The following is a 21,482-nucleotide window of genomic DNA, read 5'->3' as shown; positions in this document are numbered from 1 at the left end:
CCTTCTCGGCAGATTTGCGTTACAACTATGATCACGTCAAAGCTCAGGAATCTAACCATGGCCGAGGCTGACCATATCAACACTGTCCCAGGACGCTCGCTGAGCGCCGGGGAAATCTACACCGAGATGAAACGACGGCTTGAGCAAGGCGCGCGTGCCGCGATGGCAACCGTTGTAAAGACGCGCGGGTCAACGCCTCAACAGGTTGGCGCGAAGATAGTGATATTTGACGACGGCTCATTCATCGGGACGGTGGGCGGTGGGTGTGTTGAAGCAGATATCTGGGCTGAAGCGCACGAAGTGCTGCGCACAGGCCAGACCGACATCTATCACTTCAATTTGAATGACGAATACGAAGATGCCGAAGGCATGGTCTGCGGAGGCCAGATGGATGTTCTCATCGAGCGATGGGCCTTTGACGAGCAGTAGGTCAGATAACGCCTGCCAGTATGCGGCCGGCATTGTTCGAAACTGTTGAACGAAGAACAACGCGGACCTCACCCGCCTCTATAGATATCGTCTTGCATTCCTGTGCTAGACTCTCGATATGTCCGACCAGCGCGTGCTCATAGTGGACGATGAGGAACCCGCGCGGCAGGGTCTCAGCGAAGTAGTCGCCAGATGGGGCTACGCGACAGACACTGCCGCCGATGGGCGCGAGGCTGTCGAGCATGTTGAGAGCTTCGCTCCTCACGTTGTTATCACCGATGTGGTGATGCCAAACCTTGACGGATTCAAGCTGCTGGCTCATCTCAGAACGGAGCACCCGGAGACCTCGGTGATTCTGCTGACCGGTCAAGGTTCTGTTGACGCGGCTATCCGCTCTGTCAAAGACGAAGGCGCTTTCTACTATTTTGAGAAACCCATTGACATGCGCAGGCTTCAGCTTGTGCTGAGGAAAGCCGCCGAGTACAGCAGCGCGCGACGTGAGAACGAATTGCTTCGCCGTCAGCTTCGCCAGTACGGCGCGTTCGGCGATATGGTTGGGGCATCCGACGCAATGCGCGCGGTCTATACCGTAGTCGAGCAGGTGGCTCCTAGCGCGGTGTCGGTGCTTATCACCGGCGAATCAGGCACCGGCAAGGAGATGGTTGCGCGCACGCTTCACAAGCTCAGCCCGAGGGCTAACCAACCCTTTATCGCCATCAACTGCGCAGCGGTGCCCGAAACGTTGATGGAGTCAGAGTTGTTCGGTCACGAGAAAGGCGCATTCACCGGCGCGGCTAACCGGCGCATAGGCTGCTTCGAGCTGGCTAACAACGGCACGCTGCTGCTGGACGAGATCGCCGATATGCCGTTTCTTCTTCAAGCAAAACTCCTGCGCGTGCTTGAAGACAAGAAAGTGTGGAGGCTCGGCTCAACTAAAGAGGTCAGCGTTGATGTGCGCGTGATCGCGGCGACCAACAAAGACCCCGTGAAGGCAGTCCAGCAAAGCACTCTGAGAGAGGACTTGCTGTACCGATTGAACGTAATTACAATCAAGCTTCCGGCGTTGCGTGATCACCGCGACGATGTTCCGCTGCTCGTTCAGCACATGATCGACGAGCTGAGCAAGCGGCATAACAAGGCGGCGCGACTCATATCCCAAGAGGGAATGGAGACGCTGCTGAGTTATCATTGGCCCGGCAACGTTCGCGAGCTTCGCAACGTGATCGAACGCGCGGTTGTGATTTGCGACGGAGAACAAATAGAGCAGCGCCATCTGCCTTTTCACATCACCGGCCAGGAACCCTCACCTACCGCCGACGCCGTGATGATACCGATCGGCATGCCCCTTGAAGAAGTCGAGCGGCGAGTGATACTCAGCACTCTTGCTCGCACCGAATACAATAAGACGCGAACTGCTGAAACTTTGCACATCAGCCTCAAGACACTTCACAACAAGTTGAAGGCGTATAGAGAGGCCGGTCTGATAAAAGAGGAAGGGTAGGCGCGGATCCTTAAACTCGAATCGTCTCGTACAAACATGGCGACGACAGTAACCGTTCAGGAACATCTACAGCACACCGACCAGGCGGAGGCCGGAATCACGGAGCAGGCGCCCGGTTCACCCTGGCTGAAGCTGGGTGTCCGCGCTCGCCAGATTGCCCTGATAACCCTGCTTGTAGCGCTCGTAGTCGTGCTCACGACTGCGGTTAACATCGCGCACTTGACGGGGGTGATCGTCAGCCGCACGCAGGAAGAGGCGCGCCAGTTATCGCGCCAGATTGAATACGCCGTAAGGCAGGAGCTTGCGCACAACAGCGCTGCCGATCATTCGAATGACTATGCCGCGCTCGCTAGCGAACACTCCGGTGTGCGGGGGCTGATGGAGTCAACGATCGTCAGCTCGCGCACAATCGCTTACCTTTATGTAACCAATGTTAGCGGTGAGATAATCACCGACGCCGAGGGACGGCATGAGTTGGCGGCTAACCGGTACATGATAGGCGACGTACCGACTGACCGCCCTAACCTTGACCGTTTGGCCGATCAGAGCGGTTACGTTCAGCTAGCTCGAGTGTTGCTTGGTCCGCCCATTTACGAGTATCACAAGCGGCTGGAGGGTGAGGGCTCCTTTGCTGCCGAGCTTCATGTAGGCGTGTCTGCGGCTGGTGTTCAGCGTGAGCTGGGCTCTCCGGTGAAGACCAATTTGATTATCGGGTTGTTGGCAATTGTCGGAGCCGCCATTGTCGCGATCAGCTCGGCGAACCTGCTCCTGAAGCCTCTCGAGGCGATATCGACCAGCATCGATCGATTGGGACTAATAGACGAGCCCGGAACCATCAGCGATTCACCCCGAGACCAAACGGTGACCGGGGTGACTTCGCGGCTCAGACAACTGGGCGAGCGGCTTGCCGGCGAACGAAGCGAATTGGAAATAATGAGAGGCCGCTTGCGCCAGGTGGTAAGCCACCTAGAGGAGCGGCTGCTTATGATAAACCGCGAGGGCCGCGTGATCCTCGCCAGCCCCGACGCGGAACAGACATTGGGGCTTGATGATATTGAGCTCAGCGGGCTGCCCATAGACGAGACGCTTGGCGCAGATCATCCCCTGGTCGTGACCATAGAACGCGCCTTCGCCGAGAGGAGGTCGATAGCGCGAACGACTCTGCACCTTCCCGGCACCCCGCATCCTCGCCAACTTCTGGCTTCCGTCCAGTATATCGAGGACGCCGGTGAACCCGTGGGTGCGCTCGTCAGCATGCGCGACTACGAGTCGTTTCAAAAGCTCGAGTCCCAATGGGACCTGGCGAAAAAGCTGGCCGATCTCGGGCGCATCACGTCGGGCATCGCCCACGAGGTCAAGAACCCGCTCAACGCGATGGTAATTCACCTGGAGATTCTTCGTTCAAAGCTCGAGTCGGGACACTCGGATCCCAGACCCCAGCTAGAAATACTAGACTCCGAGATCAAACGACTCGATCGAGTCGTGCAGACCTTCCTCAACTTCACCGGACCGGTCGAGGTTCATCTGCAGCCCATCGATCTGAATACGATTGTTAGCCAGGTTATCGCGCTGGCTTCTACCGAGGCGCAGGGGCGCGGAGTGACGATCAACAAGCATCTCGATCCGGGCCCGCTTGTGATAAAAGGGGACGCCGACCTGCTCACGCAAACGCTGCTCAACGTAATCATTAACGGCTGTCAGGCGATGTCCGAGGGCGGTCCCCTGAAAGTAGCGACGTCGCGCGGCGACGATGGTTCGGCGCGAATAGCCATAACCGACCGGGGCATCGGAATCGCTCCCGAAGATCAGGAACGGATATTCAATCTCTACTACACCACAAAGAAAGGCGGTACCGGCATCGGGCTGGCTCAAGCGTTCCGCGCAGTGCAGCTTCACGGCGGAGAGATCCGCTTTGATAGCCAGGTCGGTGTGGGCACCACCTTTGAAATCATCCTTCCCGCGGCCCCGTAATCCAAGCGCGCAGAACAAGACTCTCAACGAGTACACGTGATGGCTCACGGTTCATCAGAGTCGCCGGTGAATGAAAATGAAGATGGAACTAGAGAATTCTGCGATCAGTCAAACTCATCGGTGAGCGGCTGCCGGCCGCCAAATCCACCATCGGTCTCGTGCCACCAGCCTATTTCATCCTCGTCGGGTTTCCAGCACAGGTACACGATGCGCCCATCGCGATCGAAAGGGAAATCTACCAGGCCGGTGCGGAAGTCTTTGACATGTACGCCGAGGTATTCAATCTCCTGAATGACTTCACTGAACGCGATCATGTGAGCAAGATAGGCTGGACCCTGCAGACTGCCACCGCCGCCCTCGCTGGCCTTTTCTCTCGCCAGATCGATCTCGACGCGCATATCCAGCAGCGCTTCGCGCTCTCTAATGACGCGCGCCAGCAGCTTGCGCAGGCGCGGTATCAGACTGCGAGCTTCGCTCAGAGTAAACACTCTGACCTCTTCAGGTTCTTCGTCGTACATTGTTCGTTTCCCGCTTGAGAGTGACGGCATTAATGCTGCACCAGGCGGCCGTCAGGGTCAAGACAGGAGGTGGCGGGCGCTCAAGGCCACGCTGCGCGGTCATCGTCTAGGGCGCTGGCGTGTGGGCTGATTGAATTCAGGGAACCTCGACCCCGCGCCCAGCAGCGCGATAGTCGCTCGAGTGTCGGCGATCAACCGCCGCCGAACCGTGGCGCGCAGGCGTTCGCTGCGCCCGTCCGTCCAGTGATCGATCAAAAGCATCATCCGATGCCAGCTCGCTTCAAGCTCATCGGCAATCAACGATATCTGAGTTATGTCATAGGGAACGGCGATCACCTCGCAGCCGAGCCGGGCGAACACCGACAAATACCTGGCCGTTGCCAGATCGGGGCAGAGAAGTCTGCGGTTGCCAACCTTGAGCTCGATGCCCAGCAAAGTATGAAGCACATCCACGGACGACTTCTTTACCGGCGCGCGCAGCTCGTACTGCCGCGTTCTCTGAGAGCGGACTTTGTCGCGGTAAATGGAAGTGATGCACAGATCGCCGAGTTGTTGAGCTACCTCGGAGGCGATGTCTTCGGCCTTAACCGGGCGAACACGGCGCGAGAGATGGCCGTCGATTGATTCAATGATTGTCGGTTCAGTTTTCATCGAGTTAGCTTGTTTGTCTGCATCAAGAGCTTGTTTGTCTTCACCGGCTGAGTTCAAAGCTACCGTCGCCTTTCTCAAGCTCGGGGTAGGGAAGTTACCGACACCTCTCTCAATCCAGTTCGGGGTTGGGAAGCTACCGACGCCTTTCTCAAGCTCGCGGTCGGGAAGGGTGGCTTGCCCCCGCTCCGCTTCAAGGGATACTTTGCTCTGCCCAAGAGCGGGGGCAAGCCGCCCTTCCCGACCGCGAGCTTGAGCCTGTGCGCGTCCAACTTGTGAGAGCGAGTCGAGGAGTCGCCACTCGCGACGCGCGCAGATTCACTTTCGCGCCTGCGACATCTGGTCGCGCGCGTGTTCGAGCGTATCCAGCACTCGGCCGGGCAGAATACCAAGATAGAGAGTCCCGAGCAGTGCCAACACTATCGCTGCAGCCATCGATCGGGCGACCCGCGGCGCTTTGAAACCGGTTGCCGGCTCGGCGAAGAACATTGCTACAATCACACGCAAATAGTAGTACCACGAGATCGCGCTGTTGATGACGGCGATCACCACAAGGACGTGAAAGCCTCCCGCCCAGGCCGACTTGAAGACCAGAAGCTTTGCGACGAATCCGCCGGTGAGCGGGATGCCGGCCAGACTCAACAGAAACAGCGACAGCGCGCCCGACAATCCCAGCGACTGAAATCCGATTCCCGCGTAGTCACTAATCTCGACCCGTTTGTCGCCGCGGCGCGCGATCAGCTCGATGACTCCGAAGGCGCCGATGTTGATCAGCACGTAGCTCAGAAGGTAAAACGCGACCGCTCGCCAATCGCCCGCGACAATCCCGATCAGCGCGTAACCCGCGTGCGCGATTGACGAGTAGGCGAGCATGCGCTTGATGTTGCTCTGGACGATCGCTACCAGATTGCCAATCGTCATCGTCAGTATCGCCATTACGACGAGCGCGTCTGTCGCGGCTGACTGCAAAGTGTGCAAGGCTCCGGTGCTTAGTGCGAACGGCATAGCCGCGAACGTCAGTATGAACACTCGGGAGAACGACGCGAACGCAGCGGCCTTCGAGCCGGTCGAGAGAAACGCGGTGACCGGTGTTGGCGCGCCTTCGTACACGTCGGGTGACCACACGTGGAACGGAGCGGCCGCGACTTTGAAGCCGAAACCGACGATCATCATCGCCGCTCCCGCCAGCAGCATTGGCCCTGAGAATAACTGCCCCGGCGATGCGATCCGCTCCTTTATGAGTTGTAGATTCGTGGTAGCAACCGGGTTGGCGGCAGGGTTGAATGTCGCGCCGTAGACGAACGCGATCCCGTACAGCAGGAACGCCGTCGAGAAAGAGCCGAGGATGAAGTACTTCATAGCCGACTCGTTCGAGCGCAGATCGCGGCGACGATAACCGCACAACACATAAGTCGATATCGAGGTGATCTCGAGCCCCAGGAAGATCATCACCAGATCGTTCGCCGCCGACATGAAAAGCATGCCCGTCGTTGCAAACATCAGCAGCGCGAAGTACTCGCCTGCCGGAAGCGATTCGTCTTCTACCCAGCGAAGCGATATCAACACGGTCAGGAACGTCACTATCAGAAAGATCATCGCGAAGAAGAGCCGAAAATCATCGGTGATGATCATGCCCTTGAAAGAACTCTCGCCGTTGCGTCCCCAAAGGCTGACGACTGCGACGGCGGCTGCGATCAATCCCAGCAGCGACACGGCGCCCGCGACTCGGCGTTCGATCTTGCGAGCCAGCGCGTCGATCATCATTATGAGCACCGCAACCGAGGCCGTGATCGTCTCAGGCAGGATCGCGTGATAGTTGATTCCGAGGCTTTCCATTTAGCGTTCTTCTATGACGATCGTGTTGCGGTTCGCTTCTGCGGCAAGCTCAGCAGCCGGGGTGACGCGCGCCTTGATTGATTGAATTGCCTGATTGCTGCGTGAAAGGAAAAGGCCCGGATACACCCCCATCGCAATGACCAATACGACAATCGGCGCGAGCACCAGCTTCTCTCTGAAGTCCAGATCGGCGAGCTTCAGGTTGGAAGTGTTGCGAACTTCGCCGAAGATAACGCGCTGATACATCCACAACATATAGACCGCCGAGAGGATCATCCCGAGCGCAGCAAGCGACGCGAAGAGCTTTGCGTGCGGAAGCAGAGTCGATGTGAACGTGCCGATCAGGATCAGGAACTCGCCAACGAATCCGTTCAGCAACGGGAGCGCGATTGACGACAAGGTTACGATCATGAAGAAAGTCGAGAACACCGGCATAACGTTGGCCAGGCCTCCGAACTCGGCTATCAATCGCGTGTGCCGGCGGTCGTAGATCATCCCGACCATGAGGAACAGCGCGCCGGTGGAGACTCCGTGATTGAGCATCTGATACAACGCGCCTTGCATGCCTTGATCGGTGAAAGAAAAGATGCCCAGCACGACGAAACCCAGATGGCTCACGGATGAATAAGCGACCAGCTTCTTCAGATCAGGTTGGACCATAGCCACCAGCGCGCCGTAGATGATTCCAACTACGGCGAGCGAAGAGATCAGCACGGCCCACTGATGCGAGGCGTCCGGAAAGATCGGCAGGTTGAATCGCATCAAGCCGTAGGTTCCCATCTTGAGCAGCACGCCGGCCAGAAGCACTGAGCCTGCGGTTGGTGCTTCAACGTGCGCGTCCGGAAGCCAGGTGTGAAAAGGGAAAAGCGGGACCTTTATTAAGAACGCCAGCGCGAACGCCCAGAACAACCAACTCTGCGTCGTCGCGTCCAGGATCAAGGCGTGAGTCCTGACGTCGTTGGTGATCGTCGCGATGTCAAAGGTGTAGTTGAGCGTTTGACTCCCGTGCAGCCAATAAAGCGCGATGATGCCCGCAAGCATCAGCAGCGAACCGACCACAGTGTAGATGACGAACTTCAGCGCCGCATATATGCGCCGCTCGCCGCCCCATACTCCAATCAGAAAATACATCGGGACCAGCATGACTTCCCAGAAGAGGTAGAACAGGAACATATCCATCGCGACGAATACGCCGAGCATTCCCGTCTCGAGCGCGAGCATCGCGGCGAGAAACTCGCGCTGGCGTTTGTGGATCGAGTTCCACGATGATAGCAGCGCAAGCGGAACCAGAAACGTCGTGAGGATGACGAGCCACAAGCTCAAGCCGTCAATCGCGACGTGATAGCGAACCCCCAGCTTGAACGCATTGATCCATTCGACGTTTGTTTCGAATTGAAGCCCTGTGCCTTTGTCGAAACCGATCGGCAGCGCGAGTGAGACAGCGAACGTCGCGAGAGCGAAGAGAAGCGCCGTCCATTTGAGGACGCTTTCGTTTGGTTTGTCGCCTCGCCCGATTAGCAGCAACGCAATCGCGCCGGCAAGCGGAAGCAAAATGATGATTGTTAGTAGGTACTCGCCCATCTCGACCTGTACGGGCGGCCCTCCGTGGCCGCCCCTCGCTCCTTAGCTTCCGTGAGTGCGCTATGCGACTGAGGGGCGGCCACGGAGGGCCGCCCCTTACATGCTCAACTTGATTACGAAATAGCCGATTATCAGCAACGCGCCGAGTACTACAACCGCGACGTAGCTTCGAGCCAACCCCGACTGCAAGTAGCGCAACGTCCCGCCGAACAGACCGGCGAGCTGGCCCGCGCCGTTCACTGCGCCGTCTATGATGCGAACATCGATGAACTTCCACAGAACGTTGATCGCGCCGGCTTTGATCGGTTGAATGACCGTCGCATCGTACACTTCATCGACGTAGTACTTGTGTTCAAGCAATCGTGGCGGTTCCCAAAGCGGTTTGCGATTGAACCAAACCCAGCCCATCGCGATTCCTAGTATCGCTATGATTGACGAGATCAGAGTAAGTGTTATCTCTAGGCCGTGATCTTCAGCGGCCGGAGCATGAGCCGGCTGGGGCACGGATTCGCGAACAAGCGGTGCGACCCGCGCAGGGTTGGGCTCGGCGCCATGAGTGATTTGTTCCCGGGCGATCGAGGGCTCGAGAAAACGTTCAAAGTAGTTCGAGATTCGACCGCCCGAAAGGCCCTCGGGCACCCCGAGGTATCCGGCGAGCGCCGCGCCGACGGCCAGTACTACAAGAGGGATGACCATCGAAACCGGCGATTCGCGTGGAGGACCTCCGTGATGCTCATGCTCGCCTGCGGCAGAATGAGGGGCTGTAGCTGATTCTGAGGAGCCAAACCTTTCTTTGCCCCAGAACGTCAGCACCATGAGCCGAGTCATGTACACGGCGGTCAGAAGCGCTGTTATTGCTCCGACGGCCCACAGCACTGTTGGCCACGAACCCGGAAGCACATTCGTGGTGAACGCGCTGAACAGTATCTCGTCTTTGCTGAAAAACCCCGCCAGCAACGGCACGCCCGAAATCGCAAGCCAGCCAACGAACATAGTCGCAAACGTTATGGGCATGTACTTCTTCAAACCGCCCATGCGCTTCATATCCTGCTCGTGATGCATACCGATGATCACTGAGCCGGAACCGAGGAAGAGCAGCGCCTTGAAAAACGCGTGAGTGAAGACGTGAAAGATGCCTGCGCCGAAAGCGCCTACGCCGCACGCGAGGAACATGTAGCCGAGTTGCGATATAGTCGAATACGCCAGCACCTTCTTGATGTCCCATTGCGCCAGCCCGATCGTCGCCGCGAACAGCGCGGTAGCCGCCCCGATTATCGCCATGATCAGCATCGCGGTCGGCGCGTGCGTGTAAATCGAGCTTGCCCGGGAAACCATGTACACGCCGGCCGTGACCATCGTCGCGGCGTGTATCAAGGCGCTTACGGGTGTTGGGCCGGCCATCGCGTCGGGTAGCCACACGTAAAGCGGTAGCTGGGCGCTCTTGCCGGCCGCGCCAACGAACAAGAGCAAGGCGATGGTGGTTATGCCTCCGGCAAAGATAGCCGGCCATCCGAGCGGGTCTGCTGCCTGCGCCATCGCCCAGTTGAACGCCCCGTGAACGCTCCGCGCAGGATCGTCGAAGTAGAAAATCGTGCCGGCTTTCGAAAACAGCAGCATCACTCCGAGCGCAAACCCAAAGTCGCCGATGCGGTTGACGACGAACGCCTTCTTCGCGGCGTCGTTGGCGAAGTCCTTGGTGAAGTAGTAGCCGATCAGCAGATAAGAGCAGAGCCCGACGCCTTCCCATCCGACGAACATCATCAGGAAGTTGTCACCGAGCACCAGCGTCAGCATCGAGAACATGAAGAGATTCATGTAGGCGAAGAACCGCCAGTATCCCCTGTCTCCGCGCATGTAACCGGTCGCGAACACGTGAATCCAAAACGCGACGAAGGTGATAAACAGGATGTAGATCGCCGATAGTGAATCTAAGACGAACGAGGCGTCCGCGCGGAACGAACCGACGCGAATCCAGGTGAACAGATAGTCATAGAACTTCTGTCCTTGTTCCAACTCGGCGTGATGCTTGAAGAAGAGGTAGAACGAGAGTATCGCCGACACCGCGACCGTAGAGCAGGCGATGAGCGCAATCAGGCGCTCGCCCATACGCTTGCCGAACAGCCCCAGGATTGCGGCGCCAACAAGCGGCGCAAGGATAATCGCGGCTAGCATTTTCTAAGCATCACTTTTCACAGCTTCAGCGTATCTACTTCGTCAACGTTCAGCGACTCGCGGTTGCGGAAGATGGAAATGATGATCGCAAGCCCAACCGCAGCTTCGGCGGCAGCTACAGTCATCACGATGAAGACAAACAGTTGGCCGCCGACGTCGCCGAAGAAACCTGACAACGAAACAAGCGTCAGGTTAACCGCGTTCAGCATCAGCTCAATGCACAAGAATATAGTTATGGCGTTGCGCTTTATGAAGACCCCGACTCCGCCTATTGTGAAGAGCAGAGCCGAGAGTCCCAGATACCACGACAGAGGAACCATTGTTCTAATCTCCCTCGCGTCTCGCCAGCACCATCGCTCCGACAACCGCCATAAGGATCAACACGGAGGTCACCTCGAACGGAAGCAGGTAATCCGTGAACAGCGCAGTGCCTATGCTCCAGGTTGTGCCGACAGCCTGCTCGGCGTTTGCGGTCGGAACCGCGGGAAGGGTGCGCGCGGGGACGAGTTGAATAACATAAAACATTTCAGCGATCAGCAGCCCCGCAAAAGGAATTGCAAGATAACGCAGTCCCTTTTGCTTTTCGATCTGAGGCTGGTCCTTCGGCACGTTCAAAAGCATTATGACGAATATGAATAGCACCATTATCGCGCCGGCGTAGACGACGATCTGAACCGCGGCGATGAACTGCGCGCGAACGGTCAGATAAAGCGCAGATAGTGACAGCAGCGTTCCGATCAGCGACAGCGCGCCATAGAGCGGGTTTCTCTGAAGCAAAATATTCAGCGCGCTCGCTAGCGCGAGTACGCCGAAGATGATGAACAGTGCCTTTTCTAAGGAGAGTTCCATTTAGCGGTCTACTGCATGAACAAGATCACTGTTGAAGTGATGATTATGTTGATAATCGCCGCCGGCAGCAGAACCTTCCAGCCAAAGCGCATCAGTTGGTCGTAACGGAAGCGCGGCACGGTATAGCGAATCCACATAGCCGTAAAGATCAAGGCCAGCACTTTGACGACAAAGTAAACAGGTCCCAGGATCGGCAACCTTCCAACGAATGGGCCGTTCCACCCGCCGAAAAACAGCGTCGTCGATATGGAAGAAGCGGTTATGAGATTCAAGTACTCGGCCATCTGAAACATCACGAAACTCATCGCTGAATATTCCGTGTGATAGCCGGCGACAAGTTCCGAGTCCGCTTCCGGCAAATCAAAAGGCGTGCGATTGGTTTCGGCAAGCGATGCTATATAGAAGATAACGAACACGAACATCAGCGGGAAACGAAATATGTTCCATCCCATATGCCCAAGCCCGACGCCTTGCTGATCAACAATGCCCACGAGATCAAGCGTCCCGGCGTAGAGCAAGACGCTGACAATTGACAGCCCCAGCGCAAGCTCGTAGCTGATCATCTGCGCGCTCGACCTCAACCCTCCCATCAGCGAGTACTTGTTGTTTGACGACCAACCGGCAAGCACGATGCCGTATACGCCTACCGATGTCAGCGCGAGTATGTAGAGCAGCCCGACATCCATCCGCGTGACGTGCAGCTCCACTCGGTGACCGAAGAGCGTGATCTCGCTGCCGTACGGTATCACGATGAAGGTCATCAAGGCCGGGATCAGCGACAGCGCCGGAGCGAGTATGTAGAGCCAGCGGCTCGCCTGAAGCGGAACGAGATCTTCCTTAAAGATCATCTTCAGTCCATCGGCCAAAGGCTGAAGCAACCCCCACGGCCCCACTCGATTCGGCCCGACACGCAGTTGTATCCAGCCCATGACTTTGCGTTCCATGAGCGTGACGTAGGCGACTGCCGTCACCAGGATGAGAAGGATTACGATGGTCTTGATTGTCCACTCGAGCAGGAGGTTAGCCATAAGATCTGATCGACGTAAAGGCGAGCTCAAACTCTCATCATCTGTTCCAATCGAGAACGCCCTTGCGCCAGACGTAAACCAATCCGACGAAGAGGACCACCATGAAGACCATCATCTCGCCGTAGAAAACGTACTTCAAATGCCCGTAGGTTTCTGACGTCACCACGCCTCGAAAAATCACCGCCCAGGGGACAAGAAACACGGCTTCGATGTCGAACAGCAAGAAGGCCATCGCAACGAGGTAGAACTTGACGGACTGACGTTCGCGCGCAGTGCCGACCGGCTCGACTCCGCACTCGTATGGCATGAGCTTCTCGGCGGTCGGGCGACTTTTTGCGGCCAGCCGCGAGAGAACAATAATGACTGCTGCCATGCCGGTTGCGATGATCAGGATCAGAAGAACGGGAAGGTAGTTGACCATTATCCGGTTTGCTTGTCTCTTGTTTATGCCCGACTCTCGGCGCGACCACTCTGTACGGCTCAAAATCCGGCCGCCATTTGAGACTAGGCATCTTATCGCCTGCTGAAAATTAGTGTCAAGCAAGAGAGGCAGTGGCGTCGCGCACTTACGGTTTAACACTCATTGCAGCGACGGAGAAAAGTATTGTTGCTGAGTGTGGGTTCGATTAACATCGTGGCGAACCCGTCACCAAAGCCGGGTTGCCCTTAAGCTTCAGCCAGGCTCGAATGCGACGCAACCGAAATTGAATTCGGCATATCGGAACTGACTATGTACTTTAAGTGCGAGTACTGTAGCGGCGCGATTGATGAAGGCGAGACGAAGTGCGGAAATTGCGGCGCTCCATTCGTTCGCAACGACGCTGCCCGACCGGACTTCCGATTCTGCCCGCTCTGCCATCGCAGGCTTCTGGCGCTGGGCAGCCCCGCATGCAACTACTGCGGGCGGCTGCTGCCTGACGAGTACATAAAGGCCCGTGAGTCCGATCTCAAGCGAATAGCTCAAGTCAAAGAGGGGGAGGAGACGAGCGAGGTCGGCCGGAAGCTGGATGAACTGATTCGCCAAACCGCCATGAGCGGGCGAAGACGGGCTCCGTCGCCCCTCGGCTCGGTTGACATCGCGAGTCTTATCGATCTTTTAGAATAGGCTGCAGTTCAGAGTACTGGCTTTAGCCTGCAGAGAAGGCCGTTCAGAGTACAGGCTTTAGCCTGCCCAACTGCACTCGAGGTTAGCTCTTGCCGGCGTAGCGCAGGGGATCGACCGGCTGATCATTTTCTCTTATCTCGTAATGTACGTGCGGACCGGTTGACCGGCCGGTGCTTCCGGCGTTGCCAACCTGATCACCGCGTTTCACTCGCTGTCCAGCCTCGAGTGAGATTCGCGAGAGGTGCCCGTAACGACTCGTGATTCCATTGCTGTGATAAACGATTACCAAGTTACCGTAGCCCGCGTGGGGAGCCGCATAAATCACCAGGCCATCTGCAGTCGACGTGACCGGAGTGCCAAAGTCCACCGCGATGTCGAGCCCCTCGTGAACCTCGCGTCCTTCACCGTTGAATGGATTGCGCCGCATTCCGTACCCGTCCGTCACGTATCCGTTCACGGGCAGCCCCCTGGGAATCGAGGCCAATCGAAGAATGTCGGAACGCAATCGATCGTTGATATGCCGAACCTCGCGCTCGAGGTGATCGGCTGCCTTGTCGAGGGCTACAACGGTCTCCGGTCCGCCGATTCCCACCAGTTCATCGATCTCAGGCGAGTGCTCCATCCTGGCCTTTCGAGCCAGTTCCTTTGACATATCCTCGACGTATGAGATCTGGCCTTTTAGCCTCGCATAAGAGTTCTGATAGGCGTCGTTGGTTTGTTTGAGGTTCTCGTTCTCCGCCTTGACGGCTACGTACTTAAGGTTAAGGGCTTCATGCTGCCCGAGTCGCAGCACGCCGAAGATAACCAGTGCAACAGAGATGATTCCAAATCCGGCGGCGGCGCGAAGAGAGTTGCGATGAATGCTAAGCTGTCTGACTTTTGATGTTCGACTTGGAGAGATCAGGAAGGTATAGACCCGGTTATCGTTCGACATTCAGGACTCCTTGCCTCTTCAGTGTATGAAGATGTTGCCAGGTCCCACTGCAACACCAGAACAGCTCTACTGCTTTTTACCAGGTGGGATGATTCCGCTCAAACAGAACGCGCAGGCTATCACACGGTTCAGGCGGACCGCAATAGGGAAGGGATCAAAAAACGTAAGCGTAAGAAATTTGCAATAAAGTGGCTTCGGTCTCGCCGGACCGGAGTTCGGGGAGCTATTGAATGTCAGCAATTTTGCCCTCGACGAAGACAGCCTTCATGTCAGGGTAAGCGCAGACAATTCTCAGAGCTTGTTGCGTTTTCACACTTGCGCAGCACGGCTTGGGGAAAGGACCTTGAAGATGATCCATGCCGCCAGTGCCAGAAGCACAAGCAGTACTGCGACACCAAGAAGCTTTAGGACGAAAGTCGCTAGCGTGAGCAGAAACACTGCCAATTTGATGGCTATTGCGAAAGCCACGAGTCCGAGTACGAATCTGATAAATCCCACGACTAACCCCCTATCGAGCTTTGCGACGGAACATCTAGAGCTCCGTTGCCGCTGATGTCGCCGTCAGTTGACGAGAGCCTTTGCCTGTGTCGGGCGAGCTGCGCTCGCCTGAATGATGATGTTCTTGTAAGAAGTCCTCAACTTGATCGTCGGGCCATCCAGTCCGAGCGCTGTCACAAGGCTGTTCCGCACTTTCTGTTCAAGCTGGCTGAAGCCAATCGGCTGAATCTGGCCGTTCGCGCTTTCAGCGTCGAGGTGGAAGCGGCTCGACTGTGGGATAACGATCTTGATCTGGCCGTGGTTGTTCTGGACGTCGATATCGCCGGACGGTTCGACCGCGGACATTAGAGTTACATCGCGATAGCTCGTTTCCACGTGTACGCCCTCATAGAAATTCTTCACCACTACGTCGCCGTGGGTTGTCTCGATTGCAACGCTGCCCTTTACGTCTTCGACGTTAACCGAGCTCTGCTCCGCTTGCACTTCCAAGTCCCCGGCTATTGAAGAGATCTGAAGGTTGCTGTTGGACGACAACACTCGCAAGTCGCCGCTGATGTTCTTCGCGCGAACGTCGGAATGAGCGGCATCTATGACGATATCCGCGGTCCGTGTTACATCAACGCTGGCGTGCTCGGTCTTGAGTTCCGCGGTCTCTTCCAATCCCTGCGCGACTATTCGGCAAAACGGCGCGTTCACGCGCACCGGCCCGGAGATGTCCCGGAGATCAACCGCACCGTTGCTTCCGGTGCTTGCGGCTATGTCTACGCTGCCGACCACATTGGATATGCGCGCGCGTTTGGCGCCGGTAACCGTCAAATTGCCCTCGATATTCGCAGCGGTAACGTCGCAGTAGCTAAGGGCGAGATTCACGTCGCCTTTGATTCCAGTTAGGTCTGCCTGGCCATAGCTCGCTCTTGCGGTCAGGCTGCCGTGAATACCGTTAGCGGTGACCGCTCCGTAGCTGTCGGTTATCGAAATACTAGTATATGAAGGCACCTCAATCTGAATGTCCGTCGTGAACTGATCGGCGACCTGGTCTCGGTTCGTCGTTATGGAGAGGCCGTCTGCCGTTTGATTCATGATCAGGCGAATCCGATCGGCGATCTTGCGCGCGTCATCCTGGCTCCAGCCGCGAACGCCTTTTATCAGAGTTGCTCTAACCGCCGTGCCCCCTCCGGTGATCTTGACGCTTCCGTAGCTGTTATTGATGAAGATCGTCATCCCCGGCTTGATGTCGTTGCTGATAACAGGCTGATCGGTAAACGCATACGCCTCGCCCACGACCGAGTCGCGCAAACCGCTGAGGAAGCTCGGCAACCGCAACGCGGAAAGAACCGACGGGTTATTGGCTGCGCGGTTAGCAAGTACGCCGGTGGCCACAATCAACAAGACGACCAGCACTCGCATTGGAGTAAAGACTTGAGGAGGCGGTCCCTCAGCGTGACGATGTGAGTAGTATCGGACCAGCTCTACGCTGGCGAAGACAACCAAAAGAAGGACCCAGTAGCGACCGTATACCTGCAAGGCGTTGAGGCCCGGTTGAAAGCGGGCAGCGAGAAACAGAACGCCGATAACTATCAGAAGCATCCCGACTAACGGCGAGCGCGGCTTGCGTTCGACGGCAAAGCCCATCACTCGAACTACTCCCGCGCAGATCAGAAAAACGGGCCATAGCTGCATCAGCCATCCTGCAACCCCTGACCCCGCCGGAGCCAACACCAGAACGAGTCCCGCAGCCAGGAGCAACAGCCCAAGCAGCAAAGTTCCTCTTCTGTTCTTGCGTCCTGCAGACAACTTTCGTTCTACCTTCGACCAGCCGGACGAGACAGCCGTCCGCTGCGTTCGGATGATCGCTCATTGAATCTTCCAGGCACCAAAGAGTACGGTGGCGGCGCAGGGTGCTGATCGTAACTCTCGTCGCGCGACCGCTTGAAGTATCGCGTCAGCAGGTAGCCGCCCAATATGATCAGAGCAATGGGAAAGAGCCGCACGAATGTCACGAATGTAATGAACGCGAAAGGCCTAAGGATCTGAACAACCAGAAGCAGCCCGGCCGTAATCAGCACGACTCCGATCAGCGGCGCGCGTTTGATTAGAGACCGCTTGAACCGCTGTTCATCGGCCGCGGCGCTTTCTCCGCAGGCGATCAAGTTCGCAGTGCGATACGCGTCGACGATTGAGTATAGGTAGAAGGCGAGTCCTGCGAGAGCAAAGAACCCCGAGCCTACTCGAATGGCGGTGAGTTGGAAGAGTCCAACTATGGTCGCGAAGTGGACAACGCCTTTTATGTTCTGGTGATTGTAGACGGCGCCCATGCCGGGGAGCAAAGCGAACAACGCCGCCAAACGCGCCCTGCCTCTTGGTCTGTCGCTGCTGTAGTTTCGTGAAAGGCCTTCGACCCCCATCACTATGCAGTCCTGGCAATATGCGTAACCTTTTATTCGGTGATCGCAAGCGCGACAAAGTGGTCGCGCACAACTAGAGCACTGGACTCGAGCAACGCTTCCGGTGTGGTACGAACAATACATAATCAGTCCTGCCTAAAATGAAGTCCTTTTCGGCTAGCTCCACCGACTAGAACGCTTTGCTTCCAGCCAGGGTTCAAGGAATCGCTGCGATCGCGCAGCCTAATTCCTCTCGCGCATCTGTTCGGGCCGGTTCGAATTCGGTTCTGGGTTTTGATCGTGGCTGTCTTTGCCGTCGGGCTTGGTCTCGCCGCCCAGCGTATCCCAGAACTCGCCAATCCCCAGCCCGACGCGTTCCAGGCGAGCGACAACTTCGTCGGTCTGGGTGTAGACGTCGGCGCCCTTCGTATACAGCTCGGAAACCTTGACGTTAGCCTGGCGATAGATGCCGGCAACCGTCCCGTCGTCCGAGAATCCAAACAACAAAAGACCGAACGTGGCCATCGCAAGCGAAGCCGCCGTCGCAAAAGTCCACCGCGCGCTTTCGGTTGTTCGAGGGATGAGGTGTCCTGCAAAGGCGGTTAAACGATCGGCAACGCGGCGTCCGAGGCGCGGGCTCCGCTCAGGCATCATCGCAATCAGACGGGCAAGCAAGGGCTCGGGAACGTCCACTTCCTCGAACGTGTGCACTGAATGACAAGCGGCTACCGCATACACGACACCGGTAAGCAGCGTCGAACACTCGTCACACTTCTCGGCATGGTCTTCAAAACAGTGGTAGGTCTGGGCTGGCACGAAGCCATCAAGGAACTCCGTAATCAATTCTTCAAATCCGCCGCAGCCCAGGGGCCCGTGCTCGGCGGGAATCGTGGCAAGCATTGTCTCGAGCCTCGCGGGCGCTTCAAGTTCGTCGTGCTGCCTGCAAACGGAGATGACCGCTTTCACATCGTCCATCAGTGCCCGGCACGCGCGGCACTGAAGCGCGTGCGCTCGAAAAAGGCTCACGTCCCCGGCCGAAAGCAAGCCGTCAAAGTAATCGCTCAGCCGTTCCTCGAATCTGTTGCAATCCATCTGTTCCTAGCGGAGCAAACTCCGCCCTCCAAAATCAGGCCCGCACCGGCCGAGTGACTCAGCCAGTCAGGGCGTTGTATTTCTTACTCGCGCAGTACGACAGCCACTGAGCGCTGATCGTTTGGCCTCTGACTTCGGGCTACTGATCGCTGGCCGTCTTAGTCAGGGTTCACTTTCATCCGGCGCAATACCTTGGCCAATTCAATCCGGCCCCGGTTGATGCGGCTCTTCACCGTGCCCTCGGGTATCTTCAGAAGATCTACAATATCCTGATACGTCAATTCCTCGATGTCTCGAAGGATGACGCACTCTCGCAGGTCAGGAGATAGCTTGTTAATCGCCGCGAGCACCTGCAGTCTTCGCTCCTGGCGTTCAAGCGTTCGCTGTGGGCTGTCGCTGGCTGAAGGGAGATGATACTCGTGGTTGGCCAGGTCGTCGCCCGATTCGGTCGGCGTTCGCTGCCGTTTGCGATAGTCGTCGATGACCAGATTCCGAGCCAGGCGCATCAGCCAGTTCGACAAATCCCCGAGCGTCGGATCGTACTGTTTCAACGAGCGGTATACGCGGATGAAGACCTCCTGCGTCAGGTCCTCCGCCGCGCTGTGACTGGAGGTGAACCGGTAGGCGAGATTGTATATGCGCCTCGAGTATTGGCGCACAATCTCAGACCACGCCTGCTGGTCACCTTCCACACAACGCTGAACCAATTCAGCATCGGTCGATGTCAACGCGAGTTGTGCTCCCACCTGTCGCCTTCTCGCAAGCTACTCGTTTAGCTTCCCGATGTTATGGTGAAGTCTTCCAAACTCGCTAAACGAGACGGTGACGGAAAATGTTTCAAGCCCGCCCGCAGCCGCTCCGCCTGGGACCGCGATTGCCATGCGGAGCCTCCATATTTTGTGCTAGAATCCCCGCTTGCCACAGTCCATAGCGGCTGCACTTCAGTATAAAAGACGTCGAGGGCGTCAGAAATCCGAGCTTGATTTCGCGAAAAGTATAACACGGGGAGCGTCGGCGCTTTGAGTGGAAGAGTCAAAACGATCTTAGGCTTACTGGTGGGCGCGCTGTTCGTCTATTGGTTCGTTCACAAGCTCAACTGGCTTGAAGTCCGGAATGAGGTGCGCGAGGCAAATTGGAGCCAGCTTGGCTTGGCCCTCGCGCTACTCGTTGGTACCTACTTCGTGCGAGTGCTCAGGTGGCGTGCGCTGCTCGAGCCGATGGCCCGTCCTTCCCTCCGTGCCTTGTTTCAGGCCACGATGATCGGCTTCACCGCTCTCTTTCTTGTAGGCCGCGCCGCCGAGATGATAGTCAGACCGGCGGCGCTTTCAGTTAAAGAGCCCGTGCATCCTTCGGCCAGTTACGCCACAGTAATGATCGAGCGCGTGTTCGACATGGTGATGGTCGTTGTTTTCTTCGCGGTGAATCTGGTCTTCTTCGAGTATATCGCGCGAGATGCTGATGCAATGCGGATGTTCGGCTGGATCAAGCTAACCGGCGTGCTGTTGCTGCTCATCGCCGCAGCCGGCATATACGGTCTGTCTGCTTTCAGACGAGGACGCAACGGCGCGCTCACGTATCTTGAAAGGAAGCTTGGCTGGCTGCCGCAAAGCGCGCACGCGGCCGCCATGAGCCTGCTGAGACATATCTCGGAGGGGCTTGCGGTGCTCCACGATGCGCGCGGGCTGACGGTCACTGTGTCATACACGGTTTTGCTCTGGCTGATGGTAGCGCTTGCGCACTTGTTAGTCGTGCGGGCCTTTGGGATTTCGTACGCCGAGGTTCCTTTTACCGGCGCGGTGTTTGTGATGGGTCTTTCGATGCTGGGCTCGGTTGTGCCGACACCTGGGGGCGCGACTGGACCATTTCACACGGCGACCGCCGCGGCGCTTGCGTTTCTCGGAGTCCAACCGAACAAGGCGGCTTCGATAGCTATAGTCCTGCACGTTGTGATATTTGCTCCGGCGATGGTATTCGGCTTGTACTATCTCGCGAAGGAAGGTCTGTCGCTTGACCGGTTGAGACACATCGGCGAACAGAAGAATGGCGAACAAAGGGCCGACGCAGCAGTCACGCACACGCAGGAGAATGAAGGAGCGATGGCTGCACGCGGATGATAATCCATGCATAAAGAGAGATTTCTATGAAGTGTCCGTTTTGTTTGCATGTGGAGGACAGGGTAGTCGATTCGCGCGAGAGCCGCGAAGGCGACGTGATACGCCGGCGCCGTGAGTGTTTGAAATGTGAGCGCCGCTTTACCAGTTACGAGCGTATCGACGAGATACCGTACATGGTCGTGAAGAAGGACGGCACTCGCGCGCCGTTCTCACGTGAGAAGGTGCTCTCGGGAGTCATGAAGGCTTGTGAGAAAAGGCCGATTCCAACCGCAAAGATCGAAGCCCTGGTGAATCAAGTCGAGAAGTACGTCCAGGAGTCACGCGAACGCGAGCGCTCGACTGAAAGAATAGGCGAGTTGATAATGCGGCGGCTCAAAGAGCTGGACAAGGTAGCTTACGTCCGCTTCGCATCGGTCTATCTCGATTTTAAGGATGTGTCCGAATTCATGAGCGAGCTTCGCTCGCTGGTGCGCACCGGCCGGGTCAAGTAGTGGCCCGGTGAAAACAGCATGAGTGCGTCAGACATATTTGAATCCACCGCAGACTTCGTTGCACGATTGCGCTCACTGAGAAGCCTGCGGCGCGACCGAAAGCTGGAACTTCGCTGCCAAGTGATCAGGAAGCCCCTCTCTCGCAACGAACGAGATGAGGTGTTCGGGAAGACTGCAGGTCGGTGCCATATCTGCGGGGGCCTCATCGAGGGGGCATGGGAGGCTGATCATGTCTTTTCACATTCGCTCGGTGGCCAGCATGCAGCGGACAACTACCTCCCTGCTCATCCAATCTGCAACAACTATCGCTGGTTTTACGGCCCAGAAGAGC

The 21,482-nt window shown here is 57.0% G+C and carries 20 protein-coding genes; 6 read left to right on the top strand and 14 right to left on the bottom strand.

Annotation, left to right across the window (positions count from 1 at the left end):
• The first annotated feature begins 57 nt into the window (after window positions 1–57).
• From AABO57_02825 to AABO57_02815, 3 genes are all read left to right on the top strand, one after another.
• The gene (locus AABO57_02825) at window positions 58–429 is read left to right on the top strand and encodes an XdhC family protein (protein MEK6284653.1); all 372 of its coding nucleotides are present in this window, start codon (window positions 58–60) and stop codon (window positions 427–429) included.
• A 118-nt stretch (window positions 430–547) separates the two neighbouring features.
• Window positions 548–1,930, top strand: coding sequence for a sigma-54 dependent transcriptional regulator (locus AABO57_02820; GenBank protein MEK6284652.1), 1,383 nt, complete (start codon window positions 548–550; stop codon window positions 1,928–1,930).
• A 36-nt stretch (window positions 1,931–1,966) separates the two neighbouring features.
• Window positions 1,967–3,901, top strand: a complete 1,935-nt coding sequence (locus AABO57_02815; protein ID MEK6284651.1) for an ATP-binding protein — start codon at window positions 1,967–1,969, stop codon at window positions 3,899–3,901.
• Between the two features lie 104 nt (window positions 3,902–4,005).
• Here the strand turns inward: AABO57_02815 and AABO57_02810 are convergent, their stop codons facing one another.
• The 9 genes from AABO57_02810 to ndhC all read right to left on the bottom strand — a co-directional run bounded on the left by AABO57_02810 (window position 4,006) and on the right by ndhC (window position 12,957).
• Window positions 4,006–4,419 (bottom strand): DUF2203 domain-containing protein, encoded by a 414-nt coding sequence (locus AABO57_02810; GenBank protein ID MEK6284650.1) that lies wholly within the window; start codon window positions 4,417–4,419, stop codon window positions 4,006–4,008.
• A 99-nt stretch (window positions 4,420–4,518) separates the two neighbouring features.
• On the bottom strand, window positions 4,519–5,070 hold the full coding sequence (locus AABO57_02805) for a hypothetical protein (protein MEK6284649.1): 552 nt from the start codon (window positions 5,068–5,070) through the stop codon (window positions 4,519–4,521).
• 315 nt (window positions 5,071–5,385) lie between these two features.
• Complete coding sequence (locus tag AABO57_02800) at window positions 5,386–6,903, bottom strand: NADH-quinone oxidoreductase subunit N (protein ID MEK6284648.1); 1,518 nt, start codon at window positions 6,901–6,903, stop codon at window positions 5,386–5,388.
• On the bottom strand, window positions 6,904–8,484 hold the full coding sequence (locus AABO57_02795) for an NADH-quinone oxidoreductase subunit M (GenBank protein MEK6284647.1): 1,581 nt from the start codon (window positions 8,482–8,484) through the stop codon (window positions 6,904–6,906). It abuts the gene before it with no gap.
• A gap of 96 nt (window positions 8,485–8,580) precedes the next feature.
• Entirely contained in the window at window positions 8,581–10,656 is a 2,076-nt protein-coding gene (gene nuoL, locus AABO57_02790; GenBank protein ID MEK6284646.1) for an NADH-quinone oxidoreductase subunit L, read from the bottom strand.
• Between the two features lie 17 nt (window positions 10,657–10,673).
• Window positions 10,674–10,976 carry an NADH-quinone oxidoreductase subunit NuoK gene (gene nuoK, locus AABO57_02785; protein ID MEK6284645.1) on the bottom strand — a complete coding sequence of 101 codons (303 nt, stop codon included), beginning with the start codon at window positions 10,974–10,976 and terminating at the stop codon, window positions 10,674–10,676.
• A gap of 4 nt (window positions 10,977–10,980) precedes the next feature.
• Window positions 10,981–11,505, bottom strand: coding sequence for an NADH-quinone oxidoreductase subunit J (locus AABO57_02780; GenBank protein ID MEK6284644.1), 525 nt, complete (start codon window positions 11,503–11,505; stop codon window positions 10,981–10,983).
• A gap of 8 nt (window positions 11,506–11,513) precedes the next feature.
• Window positions 11,514–12,533, bottom strand: coding sequence for an NADH-quinone oxidoreductase subunit NuoH (nuoH, locus tag AABO57_02775; GenBank protein ID MEK6284643.1), 1,020 nt, complete (start codon window positions 12,531–12,533; stop codon window positions 11,514–11,516).
• Window positions 12,534–12,570: 37 nt separating this feature from the next.
• The gene (ndhC, locus tag AABO57_02770) at window positions 12,571–12,957 is read right to left on the bottom strand and encodes an NADH-quinone oxidoreductase subunit A (protein ID MEK6284642.1); all 387 of its coding nucleotides are present in this window, start codon (window positions 12,955–12,957) and stop codon (window positions 12,571–12,573) included.
• 306 nt (window positions 12,958–13,263) lie between these two features.
• Here ndhC and AABO57_02765 point away from each other — a divergent pair, with 306 nt between their 5' ends.
• A complete protein-coding gene (locus AABO57_02765; GenBank protein ID MEK6284641.1) occupies window positions 13,264–13,638 on the top strand; it encodes a hypothetical protein in 375 nt (124 codons plus the stop codon).
• A gap of 82 nt (window positions 13,639–13,720) precedes the next feature.
• Here the strand turns inward: AABO57_02765 and AABO57_02760 are convergent, their stop codons facing one another.
• The 5 genes from AABO57_02760 to AABO57_02740 form a co-directional block, all read right to left on the bottom strand.
• A complete protein-coding gene (locus tag AABO57_02760; protein MEK6284640.1) occupies window positions 13,721–14,572 on the bottom strand; it encodes a M23 family metallopeptidase in 852 nt (283 codons plus the stop codon).
• Between the two features lie 561 nt (window positions 14,573–15,133).
• Entirely contained in the window at window positions 15,134–16,750 is a 1,617-nt protein-coding gene (locus tag AABO57_02755) for a DUF4097 family beta strand repeat-containing protein (GenBank protein ID MEK6284639.1), read from the bottom strand.
• A 122-nt stretch (window positions 16,751–16,872) separates the two neighbouring features.
• A complete protein-coding gene (locus AABO57_02750) occupies window positions 16,873–17,475 on the bottom strand; it encodes a hypothetical protein (GenBank protein MEK6284638.1) in 603 nt (200 codons plus the stop codon).
• Between the two features lie 222 nt (window positions 17,476–17,697).
• Entirely contained in the window at window positions 17,698–18,546 is an 849-nt protein-coding gene (locus AABO57_02745; GenBank protein MEK6284637.1) for a zf-HC2 domain-containing protein, read from the bottom strand.
• Between the two features lie 158 nt (window positions 18,547–18,704).
• Window positions 18,705–19,292, bottom strand: a complete 588-nt coding sequence (locus AABO57_02740; protein ID MEK6284636.1) for a sigma-70 family RNA polymerase sigma factor — start codon at window positions 19,290–19,292, stop codon at window positions 18,705–18,707.
• 273 nt (window positions 19,293–19,565) lie between these two features.
• Here AABO57_02740 and AABO57_02735 point away from each other — a divergent pair, with 273 nt between their 5' ends.
• Both AABO57_02735 and nrdR read left to right on the top strand, forming a co-directional pair.
• Window positions 19,566–20,660, top strand: coding sequence for a lysylphosphatidylglycerol synthase transmembrane domain-containing protein (locus AABO57_02735; GenBank protein MEK6284635.1), 1,095 nt, complete (start codon window positions 19,566–19,568; stop codon window positions 20,658–20,660).
• Window positions 20,661–20,686: 26 nt separating this feature from the next.
• Window positions 20,687–21,151, top strand: a complete 465-nt coding sequence (gene nrdR / locus AABO57_02730; protein MEK6284634.1) for a transcriptional regulator NrdR — start codon at window positions 20,687–20,689, stop codon at window positions 21,149–21,151.
• Window positions 21,152–21,482: the final 331 nt, after the last annotated feature.

This window comes from Acidobacteriota bacterium (genome assembly GCA_038040445.1).
Classification (GTDB): domain Bacteria; phylum Acidobacteriota; class Blastocatellia; order UBA7656; family UBA7656; genus Onstottus_A; species Onstottus_A frigus.
This window is presented reverse-complemented; position numbering and strand designations above follow the sequence as displayed.

Coding starts and splice junctions, on each gene's coding strand:
- AABO57_02825 (MEK6284653.1), top strand. CDS start 58: ATGGCCGAGGCTGACCATATCAACACTGTCCCAGGACGCTCGCTGAGC.
- AABO57_02820 (MEK6284652.1), top strand. CDS start 548: ATGTCCGACCAGCGCGTGCTCATAGTGGACGATGAGGAACCCGCGCGG.
- AABO57_02815 (MEK6284651.1), top strand. CDS start 1,967: ATGGCGACGACAGTAACCGTTCAGGAACATCTACAGCACACCGACCAG.
- AABO57_02810 (MEK6284650.1), bottom strand. CDS start 4,419: ATGTACGACGAAGAACCTGAAGAGGTCAGAGTGTTTACTCTGAGCGAA.
- AABO57_02805 (MEK6284649.1), bottom strand. CDS start 5,070: ATGAAAACTGAACCGACAATCATTGAATCAATCGACGGCCATCTCTCG.
- AABO57_02800 (MEK6284648.1), bottom strand. CDS start 6,903: ATGGAAAGCCTCGGAATCAACTATCACGCGATCCTGCCTGAGACGATC.
- AABO57_02795 (MEK6284647.1), bottom strand. CDS start 8,484: ATGGGCGAGTACCTACTAACAATCATCATTTTGCTTCCGCTTGCCGGC.
- nuoL (MEK6284646.1), bottom strand. CDS start 10,656: ATGCTAGCCGCGATTATCCTTGCGCCGCTTGTTGGCGCCGCAATCCTG.
- nuoK (MEK6284645.1), bottom strand. CDS start 10,976: ATGGTTCCTCTGTCGTGGTATCTGGGACTCTCGGCTCTGCTCTTCACA.
- AABO57_02780 (MEK6284644.1), bottom strand. CDS start 11,505: ATGGAACTCTCCTTAGAAAAGGCACTGTTCATCATCTTCGGCGTACTC.
- nuoH (MEK6284643.1), bottom strand. CDS start 12,533: ATGGCTAACCTCCTGCTCGAGTGGACAATCAAGACCATCGTAATCCTT.
- AABO57_02765 (MEK6284641.1), top strand. CDS start 13,264: ATGTACTTTAAGTGCGAGTACTGTAGCGGCGCGATTGATGAAGGCGAG.
- AABO57_02760 (MEK6284640.1), bottom strand. CDS start 14,572: ATGTCGAACGATAACCGGGTCTATACCTTCCTGATCTCTCCAAGTCGA.
- AABO57_02755 (MEK6284639.1), bottom strand. CDS start 16,750: ATGCAGCTATGGCCCGTTTTTCTGATCTGCGCGGGAGTAGTTCGAGTG.
- AABO57_02750 (MEK6284638.1), bottom strand. CDS start 17,475: ATGGGGGTCGAAGGCCTTTCACGAAACTACAGCAGCGACAGACCAAGA.
- AABO57_02745 (MEK6284637.1), bottom strand. CDS start 18,546: ATGGATTGCAACAGATTCGAGGAACGGCTGAGCGATTACTTTGACGGC.
- nrdR (MEK6284634.1), top strand. CDS start 20,687: ATGAAGTGTCCGTTTTGTTTGCATGTGGAGGACAGGGTAGTCGATTCG.